Here is a 19,458-nt window from a genome sequence, read left to right on the forward strand (position 1 = left end):
TGTGAAGAAAACGCCGCTTAATGCGGCGTTTTTTTATGGGCGTTTGTCAGCAGCGGGCATCCCTGCCGCTGCGCTTATTTGCCGCCGCTGCGACGCTGTAGCTGGTCGCGCAGATTAGGCGGCGTGCCTTTGATGGTCAGCGTATCGGTAGCCGGATCCCAGAAAATGCGCTCGCCCAGCAGCATGGCGTCAAAGTTAATGGTCAGCCCGCCGCCGCTGCCGGCGAACTTCGTCAGCTGGCGCAGCGTGCTGCGATCCGCCGGGAAGCTCTCTTCCAGCTCGTAGCCCTGCTCCTGGGTGAAATCCTGAAAGGTTTTTTCGCCCAGCGGCGCCAGCTCTTTCGACAGGCCTTCCAGCTCAATCTCTTCGCCCGACTGCAGCTGTTCGTTACAGTAGCTGTAAACCTGCTGGCGATAGTTCTGACGCTCGTTTTTATCCAGCGCCGCCTCGGCACAGTAGTCGTCCACCGCCTGGAGCAGACCACGGTTTTGCGCTTTGGTATCCAGGCCCACGCTGGCACCAAGGAAATCCATAAAGAAGTCGGCGACCTTGCGCCCTACTCTGCCACGCAGGAAGGTCAGGTAGCGAGTTGATTCCGGATTGGTTTCCCATTCGGTCAGATCGATACGCGCCACGATATCCGCATGGTTGATATCCAGATAGTGCGTGGTGCTGATATCCAGCTCTTCGTTAACGCGCATGCTGTTCTGGCTGTTCAGCACCGCAACCAGCAAATACTCCACCGCCAGATAGCGATAGTGGGCAAACAGCACGACGCCGCCGTCCGCAAAGGGATACTTAGCGAGTTCGTCGCGTAAACGTCCGGTCGCCGCGCGGCTGAAGGCCAGAAAATCATCCTGGCCCTTCCGGCAGTTGCGCAGCGCGTCGGCCAGCTCGCTCTCTTCATTAAACAGGCCGTAAGCCTTGCTTTTGGCGCTGTAGACGCGATGCAGCTCCTCCATCATCGCCGTAACCGGGCCAGTGGCCGGCAGCAGCGACTCCCGCAGCACCAGCTCCAGCGTCTGCTCGTCACGCTTAATCATCTGATGAAGGGCAATCTGCTCGATATCCAGACTCATGTAAACTCTCCTTTAAACTTAAGCGCGTATTCAATCACCGAGCGTGGTCGGGATCAACAGGCAACAACATTAACCTTTTCCACATGATAAAATTGCAGAAAGAATCGCGCTTTTACGGTAAGATGCCGCCTTTTAATACTCGATAAATTTGACGCTATGCCACAATCATCCCGTTACAGCGACGACCGCGTGGAAAAACTCCTCGCCGAAATGGTCAACGTGCTTGAAAAAGACAAGGCGCCCACCGATCTCTCTTTGATGGTGCTGGGCAATATGGTGACTAACCTGCTGAACACCAGCGTTGCTCCGGAGCAACGCCGCGCGCTTGCGCGTTCATTTGCCGAGGCGCTTCAGGCTTCGGTACGTGAAGATAAAGCACACTGATGTGATCCCGCTATGGTAACAAGTCAGCCGCGCTACCGTGATAAAGTCTCCCAGATGATTGGCTGGGGGCACTGGTTCGCCCTGTTTAACATTATCTTTGCCCTTATCCTGGGTAGTCGCTATCTGATTGTTGCCGACTGGCCTGCCTCGCTGGTCGGGCGTATCTATGCGTTTACCAGCTGGACAGGCCATTTTAGCTTTATTGTTTTCGCCGCCTATCTGCTGATTGTTTTTCCCCTGACGTTTGTGGTGATGTCGCAAAGACTGCTGCGCTTTCTTTCCGCCATCATCGCTACCACCGGGCTGACGCTGCTGCTTATTGACAGCGCGGTGTTCGCCCGCTTCCACCTGCACCTCAACCCGGTCGTCTGGGAGCTGGTGGTCAATCCCGATCAAAGCGAAATGGCGCGTGACTGGCAGCTGATGTTTATCAGCGTACCGGCTATTTTCCTGGTCGAGATGCTGTTCGCTACCTGGAGCTGGCAAAAGCTGCGCAGCCTGAATCGCCGCAGCTTTGGCAAGCCGCTGGCCGTGCTGTTTATCGTCACGTTCTTTGCCAGCCATTTGATGTATATCTGGGCCGATGCGAATTTCTATCGGCCTGTCACCATGCAGCGTTCCAACCTGCCGCTCTCTTATCCGATGACGGCCCGCCGCTTTCTGGAACGCCATGGCCTGCTGGATGCGCAGGAGTATCAGCGCAGGCTGGTGCAGCAGGGTAATCCGGAGGCGCTTTCGGTCGCCTATCCGCTGAACGATATTACTTTCCGCGATGGCGGCACCCGCAGCAATCTGCTGATCGTCACCGTGGATGGCCTGAACGAGGCCACGATGCCGAAACAGCTGCCGCATCTGGCCCGGTTCGCTCAGGACAACGTGCGTTTTACGCAGCATTTCAGCGCGGGCAGCCAGGCCGACAGCGGTCTGTTCGGCCTCTTTTACGGTATTTCGGCAGGCTATATGGACGGCGTGCTCTCTTCGCGCGTGCCTTCGGCGCTGACGGAGGCGCTGGCGAAACAGGGTTACCAGTTTGGCCTGTTTGCCAGCGACGGCTTTGCCTCGCCGCTCTATCGTCAGGCGCTGCTGGCGGACTATTCGCTGCCCACTTCAGAAAGCCAGTCTGATGCACAAACCGTTGCGCAGTGGCAACGCTGGCTGGAGACGCAGAAAGCGAAAAGCGCCCCCTGGTTCTCCTATCTTTCTTTGTCCGGCGGCAAAAACGCTGGCGTGGCGAAAGAAGCGGCACGGCGCTACGCGCGCAGTGCGGCAGAGGTGGATGGGCAAATCCAGAACGTGCTCGCCACGTTACAGGAGAAAGGCCTGCTGGATAATACGGTGGTGGTGATCACGGCGCAGCACGGCGTGGCGTTGAACGACGATGACGATATGGGCAACCGTGCAAACCTACAGGTGCCGCTGGTGATCCACTGGCCGAATACGCCATCGCAGCAGATTGATAAGCTGACCAGCCATCAGGATATTATGACTACGCTGATGCAGCGGCTGCTGCACGTGCGTACGCCAGCTTCTGATTATTCGCAGGGCGAAGATCTGTTTGCCGTGCGCCGCAGCCATAACTGGATAACCAGTATGCATGACGGCCAGCTGGTGGTGACTACGCCGAACCTGACGCTGGAGCTGAACAGCAACGGCAGCTATACCGCCTGGGATGCTCAGGGCCAGCGGTTGAAAGATCACAAGCCGCAGCTGACGCTGCTGTTGCAGGTGCTGACGGAAGAGAAACGCTTTATCGCTAACTGAGGCGTGGGTTTTAAAGATTATTTCCCGCGCCCTGCTCTGCGTAAACCAGACGGCAACGTTGGCTATTTTCATAGCAGTCAACGTGTTAGCCGCTTGCAATCGTAGCGAATTTGCGTACTATTAGCTCACGCGTCGGCACGTAGCGCAGCCTGGTAGCGCACCGTCATGGGGTGTCGGGGGTCGGAGGTTCAAATCCTCTCGTGCCGACCAAATACATATTCTTTCAGTACCGGTTACTGATGGAAACCCCGCAAGAACCCGCATTCTCTTTGAGTTTGCGGGTTTTTTGTTGCCTGTAGGTAGCGGGATTTAACGTATACAAATGGATTTTTTAAGATCGGCCTGGAGAGGCTCACAACTCTGTCCGACCGGGCAACGAACTGTTCCTGACAGGTGTAAGTCGCTTCGTTAATAGTCACTATATGTACACTCATCGCCACGCTGTAAGGCTTTATTTGCATCGTGATGCACTAAAAGTAAGGCTTATTTGCGGTCAATCCACAGTAGTTATGGCCTGGCAAAGGCATCACTACTGAGTCTGTCAGTCAGGGACTCATTTTGGGATCAGGATAGTACAGAGCGCTTGATAAGCCTGTCCTCGTATGATGTACATTTCCCCAAATGCCCCATAAAAAAGAGGCTCATCAGTCCCTTCCTGGTCAGTTTCTCTTCAAATAGCCTACAAACTGCCCTTGCTTCATCAAAGCGACTTTACCGCTCTTATAGATGATCACACTAAACAGCCCTTGCTGATAGGCTGTAGCCTTCTCTGTGATTTCATCCACAGCCGCTGGTTTTCCGTCAACAGTGACAATCCCTAAGCTGTCCCTCTTAACAATGACATCATATCCTTTCCATTGCGCAACCTTACCAGCAGGAACGGTGTGATTGGGTGTAGGAGACACACAGGCAAAGTTAACTATATTCATGGAAATAGCGACTATAAGTAAAAGTTTCTTCATTTTTTATCCATCCACTCTCTGACAAGATGAGAAGCAGCAAAGCCAGCAATACCACACACGGCAAAAGCTATCCAACAGAAGCTAAGATCCGCGCTGCCCTCTCAACAATAGACAGATCCTGTCCTCACGCTGAAACCTGTCCGCAGGCCTACGGACTAATGCCCCGGGATGGCTGTGATACCGGGCCTGATTTCAGAGCACTTCAATGTAATCGAAGATATCGGCGCGGGCCAGATCGCGAGTTTTGTAGATCCTTTTCTTATACGCTCTTTTTTCAGTAAATCGAAGAACGACTCGGCCACCACATTATCCCAAATATTGTCATGCCGGCTCATACCCGGTGCAAGGCTGTTAGCCCGGCGGCGCTCTTTGTTATGAGAAAATCCTGACATATTAATTTCATTAACTGAATGATATCTTTGAGAATCCCTGAGCCAACGTGACTGATAGCAATGGCCAGCTATACGGGCGGTTACAACAGTGGCCGGGCACAGGGAAAACTAAAGCGGTTTTAACTCTCATTCTTTCAGGAAAACTGACTATGACGGTGAATATAAGCGGCAAGAATACCCAACGGCACGTGGCCATTTTTAACTGCGCTGAACAAGGACACGTCAACCCGACCCTGGGGCTGGTCAAGGCACTGGTCGCGCGGGGCTACAGGGTCAGCTATACCACCTCGCCAGAGTTTTCCTCTCTTGTCGCTTCCTGCGGCGCCACGCCGGTTCTGTTTGAACCCACTTTTACCAAAGAGAAGCCACGACCAGAGGAGATGGGCTACGTTGTCCGCGAGCTGGCACGGGAAGCACAGGCGACCTGTCGCCCTTTGCTGGCGGCCTTTGAGAACGACCGGCCCGACATTATCGCCTACGGCCCGCTTAGCTGGCTGGGCAAGATATTCGCCCATCTTTGGCAAGTTCCGGCCATCAGCCTTAATCCTACCCACGTCAGCTATCAGGGGCAGTCCGAGGAGTGGCTGGGCCTGTCGGGCGAAGAGTGGCCCTGCATACCGATTCTGGAAAAAATGCTGCACGACAATAATTTGAACGTGGATCTTCGTGCCATCCTGGCTGCCCGCGATACTGCCATTGCCTTTATTCCGCGCTCTTTTCAGGAAAAACCAGACACTATTCCCCCTGGCGTAACCTTTGTCGGGCCCGAAATCAGGCCACTGGCCGCGCAGCCTGGCTGGCGACTAAAAACAGCAGGACGGCCGGTTGTCGTCATCTCGCTGGGTTCGGTTTATACGCATCAGACCGCCTTTTTCCGCACCTGCATTCAGGCTTTCACCAATAGCGAGTGGCATGTCGTAATGGCTATTGGCCGCTATGTCGATTCTGCCCAGCTGGGAGAGCTGCCCGCCAATATTGAAATTCACCGTCAGATACCCCAGCTTGATGTGCTACAGGCGGCAAGCCTGTTTATCACCCATGCCGGAATGAACAGCCTGATGGAGGCCGTTTATTTCGGGGTGCCGATGATAGCCGTACCGCAGCAGGCCGAACAACGCCTCAATGCCCGGCGGATTCAGGCGCTGGGCATAGGAAAATATTTGCCTCGGGAAACCCTTTCTGCAGCCAGTCTGCTTATGGCATCGCAGGAGATAAGCGCCGATCCGGCCTGTCAGAGAAACCTGGCCGTCTTACAGCAAGAAATCTCTCAGGCAGGCGGTGCCAGCGCTGCCGTAGACGTGTTCGATCGGATCATGGCAGCAGGTCAACACGCCGCCTGACTGGCTTTTAAACCGCTGGTGATGGCCCGCAACGGTGTGAGGGCCTGAACTGATGGGCAGACGTCAGGCTTTTAAAGATAGATCAAAGCCCCTCACAGGGCTATTTTATCGCAAATGCATTCAGGGGCTGAAAATGACCAGAAGGGAAAAGCCAAAAGCGTGCGGCTGATATCAACGAGGTGGTAAACGCAGCGTAACCAAGACTGTCCTCGGCCCCCCCGTTAGCGCCTCTCTTTATGCTTATCTGTTTCCTCCTTTGCTGAACATCTACGCCTGACCGCATGCTGCTGCCTGCCCGCAAATAACTCCCCAGGTCTGTTGGCCAGCGACGTCGTAGCAGGATATAGCCTTTTCTAAACCTTCAAACTATGTAAAAAGTGTGATGACGATCACTTTCGGATTGAATTTTATGCGGCCGGCTCTAGAATGACGCGTTTTGAGTTTTGCGGAGCAGAAGCCTATGACTGATATGAACACCGTTACCGTTTCACGCAAAGTTGCCTGGTCACGCGTTCTGGCTTTGGCTGTTGCTGCGTTTATCTTTAATACCACGGAATATATGCCTGTCGGCCTGCTGTCCGATATCGGCCATAGCTTCGGCATGGAATCGGCGCAGGCGGGCATTATGCTGACCATCTATGCGTGGATTGTGGCGCTAATGTCGCTGCCACTGATGCTGATGACCAGCAATACCGATCGGCGCGTGCTGCTGATTGCGATCTTTGGCCTGTTTACCTTTAGCCATGTGCTGGCCTTTTTCGCCTGGAGCTTCGACGTGCTGCTGCTGAGCCGCGCGGGCGTAGCGCTGGCCCATGCGCTGTTCTGGTCTATTACCGCATCGCTGGCGGTCAGGCTGGCCCCGCCGGGTAAAAGAGCGCAGGCGCTGAGCCTGATTGCGACCGCTACCGCGCTGGCTTCCGTGCTGGGCCTGCCGTTGGGCAGAATTATCGGTCAGGCATTCGGCTGGCGCAGCACCTTCCTGGCCATTGGCGTCGGAGCTTTAGTGCTGCTGGGTCTGATTTTAAAAATTATGCCGCGCGTGCCGTCGGAGCATACCGGCTCGCTGAAAAGCCTGCCGGATCTGCTGCGCCGCCCTGCGCTGGTAGGCCTTTACGTGCTGGCCGTCGCCGTGGTGACCGCGCACTTTACCGCGTTTACCTACATTGAACCTTTTGTCGAGAAAGTAGCCGGATTTGACCAAAGCTTCGCCACGCTTCTGCTGCTGATTTTCGGCATTGCGGGCATTACCGGCAGCATTATTTTTGGCAAGAGCGGCGAAAAACGCCTGTCGCCGCTGCTTACCGGCTCTATCGCACTGCTGTCGATCTGCCTGCTGCTGCTGGCGTCGGTAGCGGCCAGCAAGGCCGGTCTGATTGTGCTGGGGCTGTTCTGGGGCATGGCCTTTATGATGATCGGCATGGGGATGCAGATGAAAGTGCTGACGCTGGCACCGGACGCCACCGATGTTGCTATGGCGATGTTCTCCGGTATTTTCAATATTGGCATCGGCGCGGGCGCGCTGCTGGGCAATAAGGTTAGCCTGGATCTTTCCATGTCCTCGGTGGGCTATATCGGCGCTATACCTGCCGTCGCGGCGCTGGTGCTGGCGGTGGCGCTCTTCCGCAAGACAAAAGAGCAGCCGTCCACCCATGAAGGCAGCGTGATTACCGAAGTGAAATAAACTCAGGGCGCAGTCATCTGCGCCCTTTTTTACGGCTTTACGGCCGCTGTGCCCTCTCTGCCAGCAACCGCCCTGCCCGTTCGCGCTTAGCCGTTGGGCAGTGCCTTCTTTTTCCCTCGGAACAGAATAAGGTTCCTCAGCGTATCTCTGACGGCCGGTTCAATGTATTTAGTGATCAGCCAGGCAACCAGGTAAAGCGCGGCGACTACCGCTATCGGCATAAAGACCATCACGTAATCGCTGCTGATATGGCGCTCCAGCTTCCTTAACGTAGCGATCAGCATGTTTTCATGCAGCAGATAGATGGTGTAGCTGATAAAGCCGGTGAGCGTCAGGAACTTTCCTGACAGCAGTCGTTCCACAAGCCGGCTGTAAAAGCTGACGATAAACAGCGCCAGCATCAGCAGCAGCGGTAAAATAACGATATAGCCATTGTTTTTGATGTAATAACTGAAGTTAATCAACACCGCCACCAGCACCAGTGCGTAATGGAATTTGGCGTCGCGCTGATGCAGCCGCTCATACACCAGGCAACCGATCATAAACCATGAGTAGTGGATAAAGCCGAACTTGGAGATAAAATCCGCAATGGCCGGATGACCAATCATTTTGAAGGCGGAGGCGCCCGCCACCAGAAACATCGGCACCAGCAGCGAAGGCAGGCAGTATTTTCTGCCCAGCGTAAAGTAGACGGCACCGATAAAGATATAAAACGCGGCTTCAACGTAAAGCGACCAGAACGATCCTTCCAGCGGTTTAAAGGTCACACCGGTCAAATACTGGAGTATCTCCGGACTGATAAAAGTCAGGCCCGGAATGGCATTGGCCGGATGCGGGACGCCGAGCGGTCTTTCGCTAAATAAGCTGGCCGTAGCGAAGATCAGCAGCGTTACTATCAGCATGGCCGGGAAGAGCCGCAGCCAGCGCTTAAACATAAAATTTATAAAGCTTTTTGATTTATCCAGGGTCATAAAAATAACGAACCCGGAAATCATAAAGAACAGCGGCACGCCCAGATAGCCCCAGGCGAATAAAGGAAAATCCTTAGTAAACGAAACGTACCCCAGGTATTCAGGCCATCTGGCCCAGGCATGAAAGCCGATCACCAGCAGTATTGCCAGTCCCCGCATTCCATCCAGGTGTTTTATTCGCGTTTCCATGGTGACCTCTGATAGCCTAAAACAACAAAAGCGGCAACATAGCACTCATAAACAACACTTCACACATGGGAGGAATCTTAGAAAAGGATGCGGCATAAAAGCTGGCCGCCAGAGAAGCAGGGTTGTAAAAAAATCACCTTAATTTTAAATAACTTACAAATTATAACGAAAACGAGCATAAGGTGACGTCTCTTACCGGAAAGTTCTGAAAAAGCTTTGCCTGTCTGTAAACGTTTACAATTCAGCCTTTTTGCCCGCCGCCCAGCTTATTCAGATAGTGAAAGTAACCATTTTCCACACTTGAATATCGCGCTAATTAATTATTATCAGAAATTATCAGCCAGTGGTTACTGAGATATCAGCCAGATCAAGGCGGTATGGTGGTTTAGCGCTGACTGGCCAACAGCCTGATACAGCCGCGTATAATTCCTTACAGCCTTCGGGGCTCAGGCGTCAGGCGTCAGGCGTCAGGCGTCAGGCGTCAGGCGTCAGGCGTCAGGCGTCAGGCGTCAGGCGTCAGGCGTCAGGCGTCAGGCCAGCATTTTCAGCGCGCTGCGATCCTGAGGCCAATTATAAATCATTAAAAAGTCGCTAATTTATCTTCAATGCGTTGACCAGAAAGCCTCTACGAAAGTGCTTCCGTCATAAAGCACACTTCTTGCCGGCCCGGTTGGCATTAGCCTTAATCTTAAAGCCAGACGCTGCAACAAAACTGTCATCTTCTTGACATAGGCTGACCCTACACTTTTTGAGGCAGTAACAGGTAACCCAATGGCAATCATTAAGGCAAGAAATTACAGGGACGCTGAAGAGATGCTGCAGTCCGGTATCAGCAAGGTTGAACTGGCCTATGACATTGACAGCGATGATTTTTTTCGATTCGCCAGCCACTGGTGCGATCGCGGCGCGAAGATTTCCCGCGGCAATAAGCACTTTGTCGTTTCACTGAAAGGGCTGCACATTCCTCCCAACAAGTAACCTGCGCCGCGCTTTACTCTCGGTACGCTAACCTGCTTAAATCCTCTTTTTGATTAACAGGCAGAAGAAATGCGTTCTGATTGGCTCAACAGACCGGCACAGAGCGAACCGGCGATTTTGTCGGGCGCCACCTTACCCAAAGATCGGTTTTTAGCCGCGCCCGTCAGTTCCCGACTGGCAGAACATCCTGATGTTCTGCTGGTACAGGCCCGCTACGATCTGGCTTATTACAGCGACCAACTGTTCACCGACTATCGCCTGCCCTTCCCTGCTCACCTGAATAAAGCCGTGGCGAAACGCCGGGCGGAATACCTTGCCAGCCGCTTGTGCGTGCGTGCAGCGCTGCGTCAGTTTGGCTTTGACGACTTCCTGTTGACTAACGATGCCGACCGCGCGCCGGTCTGGCCAGAAGGAATAGCGGGTTCCCTTTCGCATACCCGCGCCTGCATCAGCCTCCTGCTGGCCGATAAGGTGACGGGAAAGCAGCCCGGCGTGGATTGCGAAGAGATTATGCGGCCCGAAGCGGCGGAAGAGATGCGTGAGATGATTATTAACGAGCGCGAACACGGCATTTTACAGAGCAGTGGCGTGCCGTTCGCGACCGCGCTCACCGCCGCTTTTTCCCTCAAGGAGAGTCTGTATAAGGCGCTGTTCCCGCTTTTCCGCCAGTTTATGCATTTCAACGAGGCGGAAATCATCGCTTGCCGGGCCGGACTGACCAACGTCACGCTGCGGTTGAACCGGGCCTTATCGCCAGGCTTTCCCGTCGGCACGCTGTTTACCGGCCGCGTGGCGCTGGCTGAAGGGCAGCTGACCAGCTGGGTCATCGTCACGCAGGCGGCCGATACGCCCACTGGCCCTTATTAAGCCATAGCCTCAGGCTGGCTTATCCATTTTTTAGCCAGCCTGAGTGACGGCAAGCCGGCGTCGGCAGGCTAGTCGGTGCCGGTGCGTTTTACCGCATCCAGCGTAGCCTGATCGCGCGCTTCGCCGATCAGCTCGCTTAGTTTGCCTTCACGCATTTCCAGCAGCCTGTCGGCGTGCAGAAAATAGTGGTCGTCATGGCTGATGGCAACAACGGTTTTGCCCATCTCTTTCAGCCACGGCAGCAGCTCGCGGTAGAAGATGCGGCGGAAATGCGGATCCTGATCGGCGGCCCATTCGTCCAGCAGCAGAATGTCGCGCTGCTCCGCCGTAGCAAGCAGCATCGCCAGACGCTTGCTCTGCCCTTTCGACAGTTTAAGGTTCAGCACCCGGTTGCCTTCCAGCTTGAGTTTATCCTGCATATGCAGGCGCTCCAGCCACAGCTGTACCTGAGCCGGATCGGCCGGCTCGCCGCTGGCGTCGATCAGGCGGTCAAACAGGTGAACATCGGTAAAGACGGCGGAGAAAAGGCGTCGATAGTCCGCCATCTCCGTTGCCGCCACCGGCACGCCGTCCAGCAGGATCTGCCCGGATACCGGCTGATAAAGGCCGGTCAGCAGCATCGCCAGCGTGGATTTACCGCTGCCGTTGCCGCCGATCAGAAAGACCAGCTCGCCGCGTTTCAGCGTCATGTCGATCGGGCCGACGGCAAAGCCGCCGTCGCCATAATGAAACACCACGTCACGCAGCTCCAGCGTTTGCCACGCACGCGCGGCGGCGGGCTGCGCAAAGCTTTCCTGGTAAGCCGCCAGCCTGAAGGTGTGGAGCTTGTTAAAGGCAACCTGGGCGCTCAGCAGCGTAGGCAGCGCGCCGACGGCGGAAAGCAGCGGCGTGCGCAGGAACAGCAGCGTCAGCGAATAGGTCGCCGCTACCGCCGTATTCGCCCAGCCCAGACCGTTAGCCATAAAGAAGACCAGCCCGATGGCGCCCAGCATCATGATATTCGACCAGTTCACCGCGCTGAGATGGAAAGTATCGGCGCGCACAATATGGTGACGATATGCTCGAGCGTCTTCCTGATAAACCGTCTCGTAAATTTGCTGCGCGCGCTGGCGGTTAAGCGCCAGCTCTTTGCGCCCTTCGATAATGGTTTGATAGTCGGCGTAAAGCGCGTCTTCAAGCTCGCGCAGCTTCGCCAGATGGCGATAGACTCTGGAGACCAGCAGCCAGCCGCCGACGATGGTGATGGTCAGCCAGAGAGTGGTGATCAGCAGCATTTTCGGCGACAGCCACGCCAGGTAAGCGGCCGAACCTAAAGTCAGGATCACGCCCTGGATCAGCTCGGGCAGGCGCACAAAGGCAAGGGTAATGCTGCGGACGTCGCTGGTCAGCGCGGCCAGCAGCTGGGCGCTGCCGATCTGTTCGATACGTTCGATCTGCGTATCCAGAATGCGTCGAATAAACTCACCGCGCAGCCGATAAACAAAATGGTGGCCAAGCAGCGTCAGCGCCAGCTGCGAGGCCAGGGTCACCGCCATCAGTAGCAGCAGCAGCCCAAGGAAAGACGGCAGCAGCCAGGTACCGGCGTTCAGCGAAACAATCAGCTCGCGGTTGATAAAAGCGATCAGCCCGATACCGAGCGCGGCGCTCAGCAAACTGAGGCCAATAACCAGCACAAAAGGCCAGCGATACTGGCGGTAAACGACGCGAAGCAACTCCATGACACTATCCCATTATTCTGAGCAGCCTGCAGTTTAATGAGAAGCGGGACGATAGCAATAATAATTCTCGTTTACCGAAAAGCGCGCCGGAAGGTCAGATTATAGCGAAATGCGCCGGTGGCCGGATGGCTGCCCGCTTTTAACGGCAGGATGCCGTGATAGCGCAGGCGCGACGGCCCGCCCCATACCACCACGTCGCCATGCTCCAGCAGCACGCGCTGCACCGCGTCGCCTCGCTCGAAGCCGCCAAACTGAAACACGGCGGGCAGGCCCAGCGAAACAGAGACGATAGGCTGGCGCATATCCTGTTCGTCCTTGTCCTGATGCAGGCTGAGCTTCGCCTCCGGCGCATAGCGGTTAATCAGGCAGGCATCGGGCTGAAAATGGGGAAAACCGGCCTCTTCCGCGCAGGCCACCGCCAGCTGACGGAAGCGATCCGGCATCGCCGGCCAGCGCTGGCCGCTAACGCTGTCGTATTCGCTGTACTGATAGCCGCGCGCGTCCGTCGACCAGCCGAAATCGCCGCAGTTGGTCATCGCCACCGACATGCGGTGTCCGCCCGGCGTAATGCGGTGATGAAAAGGATTCTGCGCGGCGATATCGTCAACCAGCGCCAGCAGCGCTGCCGCCTCGTCCCGCGCGCGTCGACGCAGGATAGCCGCGCCTTCCGCCAGCGGCTCCAGCCAGGGCGCTTCTTCACTAAATAAGTCCAGCATAATGGCTCCTTAGCGGGCCGTTGCCCGTGAGTAAATGCCGCTATTGCGCTTCCGGCAGCAGGAAGGCGCTGAACTGCGGCGACATCCAGCTGCTAAAGCCGTTGCCCTGCTTCACGATCAGATAAACCGCCAGCTGTTCGCGCAGCGCCAGCGCCTTCGCCTGCTCTTCGCCAAGCACCATCAGGCCGGTATCCCAACCGTCTGCTTCCAGCGCGGTGGTCGCGATCACCGTTGCGGAAACCAGCTTGTGCTGGATCGGCTCGCCGGTGGTCGGATCGATCACATGCGAAATGCGTTTGCCGTTCAGCTCATAATAGTTGCGATAGCTGCCGGAGGTACTGATACCGTGCCCCTGCAGATCCACTACCGCCTGCACCGCGTTTTCTTTATCGGTAGGCTTCTGGATCGCTACTTTCCACGCCTTGCCCTCGGCGTTTTGGCCGCGCGTCAGCACCGCGCCGCCAACGGAAACCAGGTAATTATTGATCCCTTCTTTTTCCAGCAGGCGCGCCAGATGATCGGTGGCGAACCCTTCTCCCATGGTGGACAGATCGACATAAAGATTCGGCAGATCCTTTTGCAGATAAGCCCCTTCGCTGCGCTGGATAACGCGCAGATGTTGCAGGCCGGTCAGCGCGCGCGCCGCCGCAATCTGCGCCTGCGTCGGCACGGTGGCAGGCTGCTTAACCGGCCCAAATCCCCACAAATTGACCAGCGGCCCGACGGTGATGTCCATTTTGCCGTGCGTTTTCTGGCCGATGCGCAGCGCCAGAGTGACGATGTCCGCCATGTTGTCGCTGACCGGCTGCGGGTCGCTGCCGCGATACTGATTAAAGCGCGAAAGCACCGAATCGGCTTTCCAGGTCGACAGCTCCCGATCGTCATTGTCCAGCTGCTGCTGTACCGCTTTTTGCAGATTTTCTTTCAGGCCGGGGTCAACGTTGGCGAGGCTAACCCTCCAGAATGTTCCCATAGTGCGTCCTTCCAGCACCATGGCTGACGCACCAACGGTTTCACGATGACGGTCACAGCCGGAAAGCAGGATAAATGCTGCCATAACAGGATAGTACAGCCATTTCTTCTTCATATTACGCAAATTTCCCTGCAATAGTTTTGGTCCTGAAAGCGTGAAAATGCAGCATGGCGCCGGACCAGGCGGGGTTGATCTTCTGACGGATGCTACTCAGTATACCCATTGAACCCACTTTACCGCGGCGCTTTGCCGCAATAATGGAGGTCTTTATGATCTACTTTCTGCTGCCTTTCGTCTGTCTCGCGCTGATTATCTTTTCAGGCTACAAGCATTACAAGCAGACGCATACCAGACAGCTCAATCGTCCACGTTTTCGCTGAGAAAGTGGTCAGGGAGGTACGCTAAGCGCAGGGAAACGGCGAAGAGTTAAGAAGCGGGAGCGCATGGCGCGCTCCCGCGTAAATCAGAACTGGTATACTAAGCCCAGCGCTACTACGTCATCGGTGTTGATGCCGGCAGCGTCGGTAAAGTTGTTGTCATCAAGCAGGTTGATCTGGTAGTCAACGTAGGTAGACATGTTTTTGTTAAAGTAGTAAGTCGCGCCTACATCCACATATTTTTTCAGGTTCTGCGTGCCGTATCCTTCGATATCGGAGCCGCGAGAGCTGACGAACGCCAGAGACGGACGCAGGCCGAAGTCAAACTGATACTGCGCCACCACTTCCCAGTTATCCGCCGTGTTGGCGTAACCGTAGATGCTGTCGTCGCTTCTGCTGTCGCCAAAGCGGGTTGCGTTGTAAGAACGGGTATACATCGCCGCCAGGTAGATGTTGTTAGCATCATATTTCAGACCGCCGGTATAGGCTGTTGCCTTGTCGCCGTTACCCAGAATGCCGTTGGTGTTATTGTTCTGTTCGTTGGTGCGGTCAGAGCTGAACATCGCCGCGCCGATACCGAAGCCGGAACCCAGATCGTAAGTGGTGGACAAACCCCAGCCGTCGCCGTTGCGCGCCAGCACGTCACGTCCGTCCAGCTCGGTGCCGCTGTTGTTTTTGCCCTGATACTGGATAGCGAAGTTCAGGCCTTCAACCGCACCGAAGAAGTTGTTGTTGCGGTAGGTCGCCAGGCCGCTGGAGCGCTGGAACATAAAGTTGTCCGCGCCGTAGGTGTCGCCGCCGAACTCCGGCAGCACGTCGGTCCATGCGCCGATATCGTAAGCCACGCCGTAATTACGACCATAGTCCAGAGAGCCCGCATCGCCGAATTTCAGACCGGCAAAGCCAACACGCGTGTAGCTGTCTGCGGTGCCTTCATTTTCCGTGGTGTTCAGCGCCGCCTGGTATTCCCACTGGCCGTAACCGGTCAGCTCGTTGCTGATTTGGGTTTCGCCCTTGAAGCCGAAGCGCAGATAAGACTGGTCGCCATCGGAGCCATCGTTATCAGAGAAATAGTGCAGGCCGTCTACTTTGCCAAACAGGTCGAGCTTGTTCCCGTCTTTATTGTAGATTTCTGCCGCGCCGGCAGAACCTGCGATCAGCATGGCCGGAACGACCAGGGAGAGAACGCGAAGTTTCATTTTGTATTACCCTCTTGTTATATGCCTTATTTACCACTGCGTGCTGAACGTCGAAAATTCAGTCGGCACCCTCATGGTAGAGCGCGGACAGTAATAATCTATAAAGAAAATGCTACTAAATTTCCGAATGTGTTTCATTTTGTAATTCAAATATTACAAAATGATAATAACCGGGAACTTTATGGCCGCACGCAGTGATAAAAAATAACGCACGTAATGTCAAGCAATAGCTAATCTTTGAAGATTCATATGGTTATGTAATGTTACTTGTGTGAGCACTGAATGATAAAAAGGCGTAGCATTTTGGTTTATAATAACCGGGCTATCATCATTTTATTTCATTATTACCTTCATTCACCCCGAATGTTTTGTTTTACCCTATTTTTCGGCCGAACCTTGTGTTCGGCTTTTTTTATGGCCGCTATCTGCAGAACGCCTCGCTGTTTCTACGGTTATAATTAAGGCCAAAAAAAACCGCTGAACGGCGAATGATAAAAGTTTATTTCATTCACTATTCAGCGGCGTAAGTAATTATCTTTCGCGCAGCGACTCTTTAACCTTATTCAGCGGCTTAACCAGGTAATCCATGACCGATTTCTGGCCGGTTTTAATTTCAACGTTCGCCACCATGCCGGGCACGATAGGGAATTTTCTGCCGGCCTTATTGACCAGCTCCGCCTTCTGCGTACGTACGTAAACGCGATAGTAATACTGGTCGCGTTTAACCTCGTCCTGCAGCGTATCCGGCGAAACCGTCTCCACTTCGCCATCCAGATTGCCGTAGATAGAAGAGTCGTAGGCGGTGATTTTGACCACCGCAGGCAAGCCCGGACGGATATAGGCGATATCGCGCGGGTTGATGCGGGTTTCAATCAGCAGCTGATCCTCCAGCGGAACAATCTCCATCAGCTTACCGCCCGGTTGCAGCACACCGCCGACGGTGGTGACCTGGATATCTTTGACGATGCCGCGCACCGGCGAATAGAGCGTGGCGCGCGTCAGCTGATCCTCTTTACCGGTCAGTACCTGGAGCTGAGCATCCAGATCGGCATTGTTTTTAACCTGTTCCTCGCGCGCGCGTACCGCGTAGTCATTTTTTGCCTCGTCGATCTTACCGCGCAGATCGCTAATCTGCCGACGCAGCCGGATCACCTCCACCTGCCCCGCCGCGCCTTTCGCCACCAGCGGCTCGGTCATGCGCAGCTCGTCCTGCACCAGCTTCATCGACTGGGTAAGGTTGCTGACCGTTTCCGTGAGGTTGCGCCGACGCGACTGGAAAAGCTGCGTCTCGCGCGCCACCAGCTCCGGCTCCTTGAGCGTTTCAGCGCTGAACGCCAGCGGCGCGCCGGTCAGTTCAGCACGCAGTCGTTCCGCCGAGGCGCGCAGCGTGCGGGCTTTAGCTGCCGCCTCGCCAAAATTGGACTGAAAGCGCGTGGGGTCGAGACGGCCCAGCACCTGGCCCTTTTCGACGATATCGCCTTCATGCACGTTCAGCTGATTGACGATGCCGCCGTCCAGGCTGTCGATAATCTGCGCGCGGCTGGACGGCGTGACTTTACCGGTGCCGACCGTGACCTCGTCCAGAATGGCGAAATGCGCCCAGACAAAAAAGATCACCAGCGCGGCGGTACAGAGCCAGATAATAGCCGAGGTGCGCTTTTCGTTACGTTTCAGGCTGCGGTCGATCAGTATCAGGCTCATGCTGCGTCCCCCTGTCCGCCGGTTTGCTTCGCCGTCTGCGCGGCGGCGGCGCGTAAAATGTCATCGCGCGGGCCGTCCGCCACGATGCGCCCGTTATCCATAACGATAATTCTGTCCACCAGCTTCAGCAGCGCCGGACGGTGCGTGACCAGCACCAGCGTGCGGCCCGACAGCCAGCCCTGCATCTGCCGGATCACATACTCTTCCAGCGCTTCATCCATCGAGGCGGTCGGCTCGTCCATCAGCACCACCTGCGGCTGCCGCAGGATCATGCGGCTGAGCATCACCATCTGCCGCTGCCCGCCGGACAGGCCACGCCCGCCCTCGTTGATAATACGGTCAAGGCTGGACGCATCCTGCTGCACCAGGCTCAGCGCGCCGCTGACCTTCAGGGCCTGGAGCATTTCCTGCTCGCTGGCGTGCGGATTGCCCAGCATCAGGTTTTGCCGCAGCGTGCCGAAAAACAGGCGCGAGTCCTGCGACAGCCAGCCCAGCTGACGACGCAGATCTACCGGATCGATGCGCTGAACGTCCACGCCGTCGACGATCACTTTGCCCTGCGTTGCCCGCGCCTGGCCGGCCAGCAGCTTCAGCAGCGTGGATTTCCCCGCGCCGACCTTACCGAGGATCGCCACGCGCTCGCCCGGCTTGATTTGCAGCTGGTTGATGGTCACCACGTTTTTGACGTTTTCCTCATCGTAGCTGTATTGCACGCCGCGCAGATCGTAATGGCCGGTCAGCGTCGGACAGTGCGCCATTTCGCCCTCTTCCGGCTGATCCAGCGGTTTTTTCAGCAGCTCATCCAGACCCGCCATCGCGGTTTTGGCATGTTGCCAGCGCGAAAACACCATGGTCAGCTGCATCAGCGGCGCGATAGTGCGCGACGAGAGCAGACTGCTGGCGACCAGCGTCCCGGTGGTGATATCGCCGTTCAGCACCAGGTAAACGCCGAACACCAACATGCTGGCATAGGTCAGCTGCTGCACCGTCGAGGCCCAGCCGGTCAGCCTCGCGCCCCACAGCCTTTGCTGCATGCCGATGGTGGCGCTGACCTCATGCGTCTGCTCCCACTGCCGCTGGAAATAGGGTTCCGCCTGTAAAGATTTGATATCTTCGATGCCTTCGATGGTTTCCACCAGCACCGCGTTGCGCAGCGCACCCTCACGTAGCCCCTCTTTCGCCAGCTTCGCCATCGGGAACTGTACCAGCAGCCCCGGAATAACGATCAGCGGGATCGCCAGCAGCGGAATAATCACCAGCGGGCCGCCGATAAAGCCCATCAGGCATAAAAACAGGATCACAAAAGGCATATCCGCCGCCGCGCCAACGGTGGTCGAGGTCAGCAGCTCGCGAACCTGATCGATTTCACGCAGCTGCGAGATAAAAGACCCGGTGGATTTTGGCCGCGCTTCGTTGCGAATATTCATCGCGCGCGCGAACAGCATGGAGGAGACTTTCAGATCGATGCGCTTTCCCATCAGATCCGAAACCTGGGTGCGCATCAAACGAATCACATATTCGATGGCGGCGGCAATCAGCACGCCGGCGAACAGTACCCACAGCGTCGGCTCCGACTGCGCCGGGATCACGCGGTCATAAACCTGCATGGAGAAAAGGATGCCGGCCAGCGCCAGCACGTTGCCGACCACCGAAGCCAGCGAAATCTCCATGATGCGGCGGCCCATGCCGCGAAAGTTTTCCCAGAACCAGTGCTTTTTGTACGGCTGCACAAATTCGTCGATGCGCGCGTCGCGTCCGCGCGCCGCCACGCCGACAATGCCGACCTGCTCCTGGCTTTGCGCCAGCAGCAGCGCCAGCTCGCTTTCCCGCACCACGTCGCCGCCGTCGCTCAGCCAGTAGCGCGCTTTGCCCTCCGTATCGATGGTTTCCACCACCACCACGCTGCCGTTTTCCATAATCAGCACCACCGGCGTCACCTCCTGCCGCCAGCGAATTTTATCGCGCGGCATCATGGTCAGATGCAGGCCCAGCAGGCCCGCCAGCCGTTCCAGCTGCTGCGCGGGCGTCAGATGCTCGAACCAGCGCATCTGCTGACGCAGCGTGGAGCCATCCGCCGGTTTGCCAAAGCGCGCCGCCACGCGCAGCATCGCGTCAATCCAGTTTTCAGTACTAGCGGTTTTGGTCATAAGTACGGCCTTATCTTGTTTGG

At 56.0% G+C, this 19,458-nt stretch carries 15 protein-coding genes, 1 tRNA gene and 1 pseudogene; 7 read left to right on the forward strand and 10 right to left on the reverse strand.

Going from position 1 to position 19,458, the window contains the following annotated elements; all coding sequences use genetic code 11:
• Positions 1–74: 74 nt before the first annotated feature.
• Positions 75–1,079 (reverse strand): nucleoid-associated protein YejK, encoded by a 1,005-nt coding sequence (gene yejK / locus QZH36_RS14070; RefSeq protein ID WP_253459876.1) that lies wholly within the window; start codon positions 1,077–1,079, stop codon positions 75–77.
• 156 nt (positions 1,080–1,235) lie between these two features.
• On the opposite strand from yejK, the gene QZH36_RS14075 reads away from it, so the two are divergent.
• From QZH36_RS14075 to QZH36_RS14085, 3 genes are all read left to right on the forward strand, one after another.
• Positions 1,236–1,463 (forward strand): YejL family protein, encoded by a 228-nt coding sequence (locus tag QZH36_RS14075; protein ID WP_125288209.1) that lies wholly within the window; start codon positions 1,236–1,238, stop codon positions 1,461–1,463.
• A 12-nt stretch (positions 1,464–1,475) separates the two neighbouring features.
• The gene (yejM, locus tag QZH36_RS14080) at positions 1,476–3,224 is read left to right on the forward strand and encodes an LPS biosynthesis-modulating metalloenzyme YejM (RefSeq protein ID WP_253459874.1); all 1,749 of its coding nucleotides are present in this window, start codon (positions 1,476–1,478) and stop codon (positions 3,222–3,224) included.
• Between the two features lie 133 nt (positions 3,225–3,357).
• A tRNA-Pro gene (locus tag QZH36_RS14085) sits at positions 3,358–3,434 on the forward strand.
• Between the two features lie 449 nt (positions 3,435–3,883).
• Here the strand turns inward: QZH36_RS14085 and QZH36_RS21480 are convergent.
• Together QZH36_RS21480 and QZH36_RS14095 are read right to left on the reverse strand one after the other, a co-directional pair.
• Positions 3,884–4,186 carry a hypothetical protein gene (locus QZH36_RS21480; RefSeq protein ID WP_445235127.1) on the reverse strand — a complete coding sequence of 101 codons (303 nt, stop codon included), beginning with the start codon at positions 4,184–4,186 and terminating at the stop codon, positions 3,884–3,886.
• 198 nt (positions 4,187–4,384) lie between these two features.
• Positions 4,385–4,542 (reverse strand): annotated as a pseudogene (locus QZH36_RS14095) (IS3 family transposase); the annotation flags it as partial.
• A 185-nt stretch (positions 4,543–4,727) separates the two neighbouring features.
• On the opposite strand from QZH36_RS14095, the gene QZH36_RS14100 reads away from it, so the two are divergent.
• Together QZH36_RS14100 and QZH36_RS14105 are read left to right on the forward strand one after the other, a co-directional pair.
• Entirely contained in the window at positions 4,728–5,918 is a 1,191-nt protein-coding gene (locus tag QZH36_RS14100) for a macrolide family glycosyltransferase (protein ID WP_301730492.1), read from the forward strand.
• 469 nt (positions 5,919–6,387) lie between these two features.
• Complete coding sequence (locus QZH36_RS14105) at positions 6,388–7,599, forward strand: sugar transporter (RefSeq protein WP_301730554.1); 1,212 nt, start codon at positions 6,388–6,390, stop codon at positions 7,597–7,599.
• An 86-nt stretch (positions 7,600–7,685) separates the two neighbouring features.
• On the opposite strand, the gene QZH36_RS14110 is transcribed toward QZH36_RS14105, so the two are convergent.
• The gene (locus tag QZH36_RS14110) at positions 7,686–8,759 is read right to left on the reverse strand and encodes an acyltransferase family protein (protein ID WP_301251153.1); all 1,074 of its coding nucleotides are present in this window, start codon (positions 8,757–8,759) and stop codon (positions 7,686–7,688) included.
• Positions 8,760–9,530: 771 nt separating this feature from the next.
• On the opposite strand from QZH36_RS14110, the gene QZH36_RS14115 reads away from it, so the two are divergent.
• Both QZH36_RS14115 and QZH36_RS14120 read left to right on the forward strand, forming a co-directional pair.
• Positions 9,531–9,737: a hypothetical protein gene (locus QZH36_RS14115; RefSeq protein ID WP_125288215.1), complete on the forward strand. Its 207-nt coding sequence runs from the start codon at positions 9,531–9,533 to the stop codon at positions 9,735–9,737.
• A 69-nt stretch (positions 9,738–9,806) separates the two neighbouring features.
• Positions 9,807–10,604: a 4'-phosphopantetheinyl transferase family protein gene (locus QZH36_RS14120; RefSeq protein WP_253459869.1), complete on the forward strand. Its 798-nt coding sequence runs from the start codon at positions 9,807–9,809 to the stop codon at positions 10,602–10,604.
• Positions 10,605–10,672: 68 nt separating this feature from the next.
• Here the strand turns inward: QZH36_RS14120 and QZH36_RS14125 are convergent, their stop codons facing one another.
• From QZH36_RS14125 to QZH36_RS14150, 6 genes are all read right to left on the reverse strand, one after another.
• Positions 10,673–12,322, reverse strand: coding sequence for a multidrug ABC transporter permease/ATP-binding protein (locus QZH36_RS14125; RefSeq protein WP_253459866.1), 1,650 nt, complete (start codon positions 12,320–12,322; stop codon positions 10,673–10,675).
• Between the two features lie 71 nt (positions 12,323–12,393).
• Positions 12,394–13,038: a DNA oxidative demethylase AlkB gene (gene alkB / locus QZH36_RS14130; protein ID WP_301251903.1), complete on the reverse strand. Its 645-nt coding sequence runs from the start codon at positions 13,036–13,038 to the stop codon at positions 12,394–12,396.
• 40 nt (positions 13,039–13,078) lie between these two features.
• The gene (gene apbE, locus QZH36_RS14135) at positions 13,079–14,125 is read right to left on the reverse strand and encodes an FAD:protein FMN transferase ApbE (RefSeq protein ID WP_253459859.1); all 1,047 of its coding nucleotides are present in this window, start codon (positions 14,123–14,125) and stop codon (positions 13,079–13,081) included.
• 349 nt (positions 14,126–14,474) lie between these two features.
• The gene (gene ompC, locus QZH36_RS14140) at positions 14,475–15,587 is read right to left on the reverse strand and encodes a porin OmpC (RefSeq protein ID WP_301251905.1); all 1,113 of its coding nucleotides are present in this window, start codon (positions 15,585–15,587) and stop codon (positions 14,475–14,477) included.
• A gap of 531 nt (positions 15,588–16,118) precedes the next feature.
• Positions 16,119–17,288 (reverse strand): beta-barrel domain-containing protein, encoded by a 1,170-nt coding sequence (locus QZH36_RS14145; protein WP_253459854.1) that lies wholly within the window; start codon positions 17,286–17,288, stop codon positions 16,119–16,121.
• A complete protein-coding gene (locus tag QZH36_RS14150; protein ID WP_301730493.1) occupies positions 17,285–19,435 on the reverse strand; it encodes a type I secretion system permease/ATPase in 2,151 nt (716 codons plus the stop codon). Before QZH36_RS14150 ends, QZH36_RS14145 begins: the two co-directional genes overlap by 4 nt.
• Between the last annotated feature and the right edge of the window lie 23 nt (positions 19,436–19,458).

The sequence above is a fragment of the Erwinia wuhanensis genome, assembly GCF_030484085.1.
Taxonomy (GTDB): Bacteria; Pseudomonadota; Gammaproteobacteria; order Enterobacterales; family Enterobacteriaceae; genus Erwinia; species Erwinia aeris.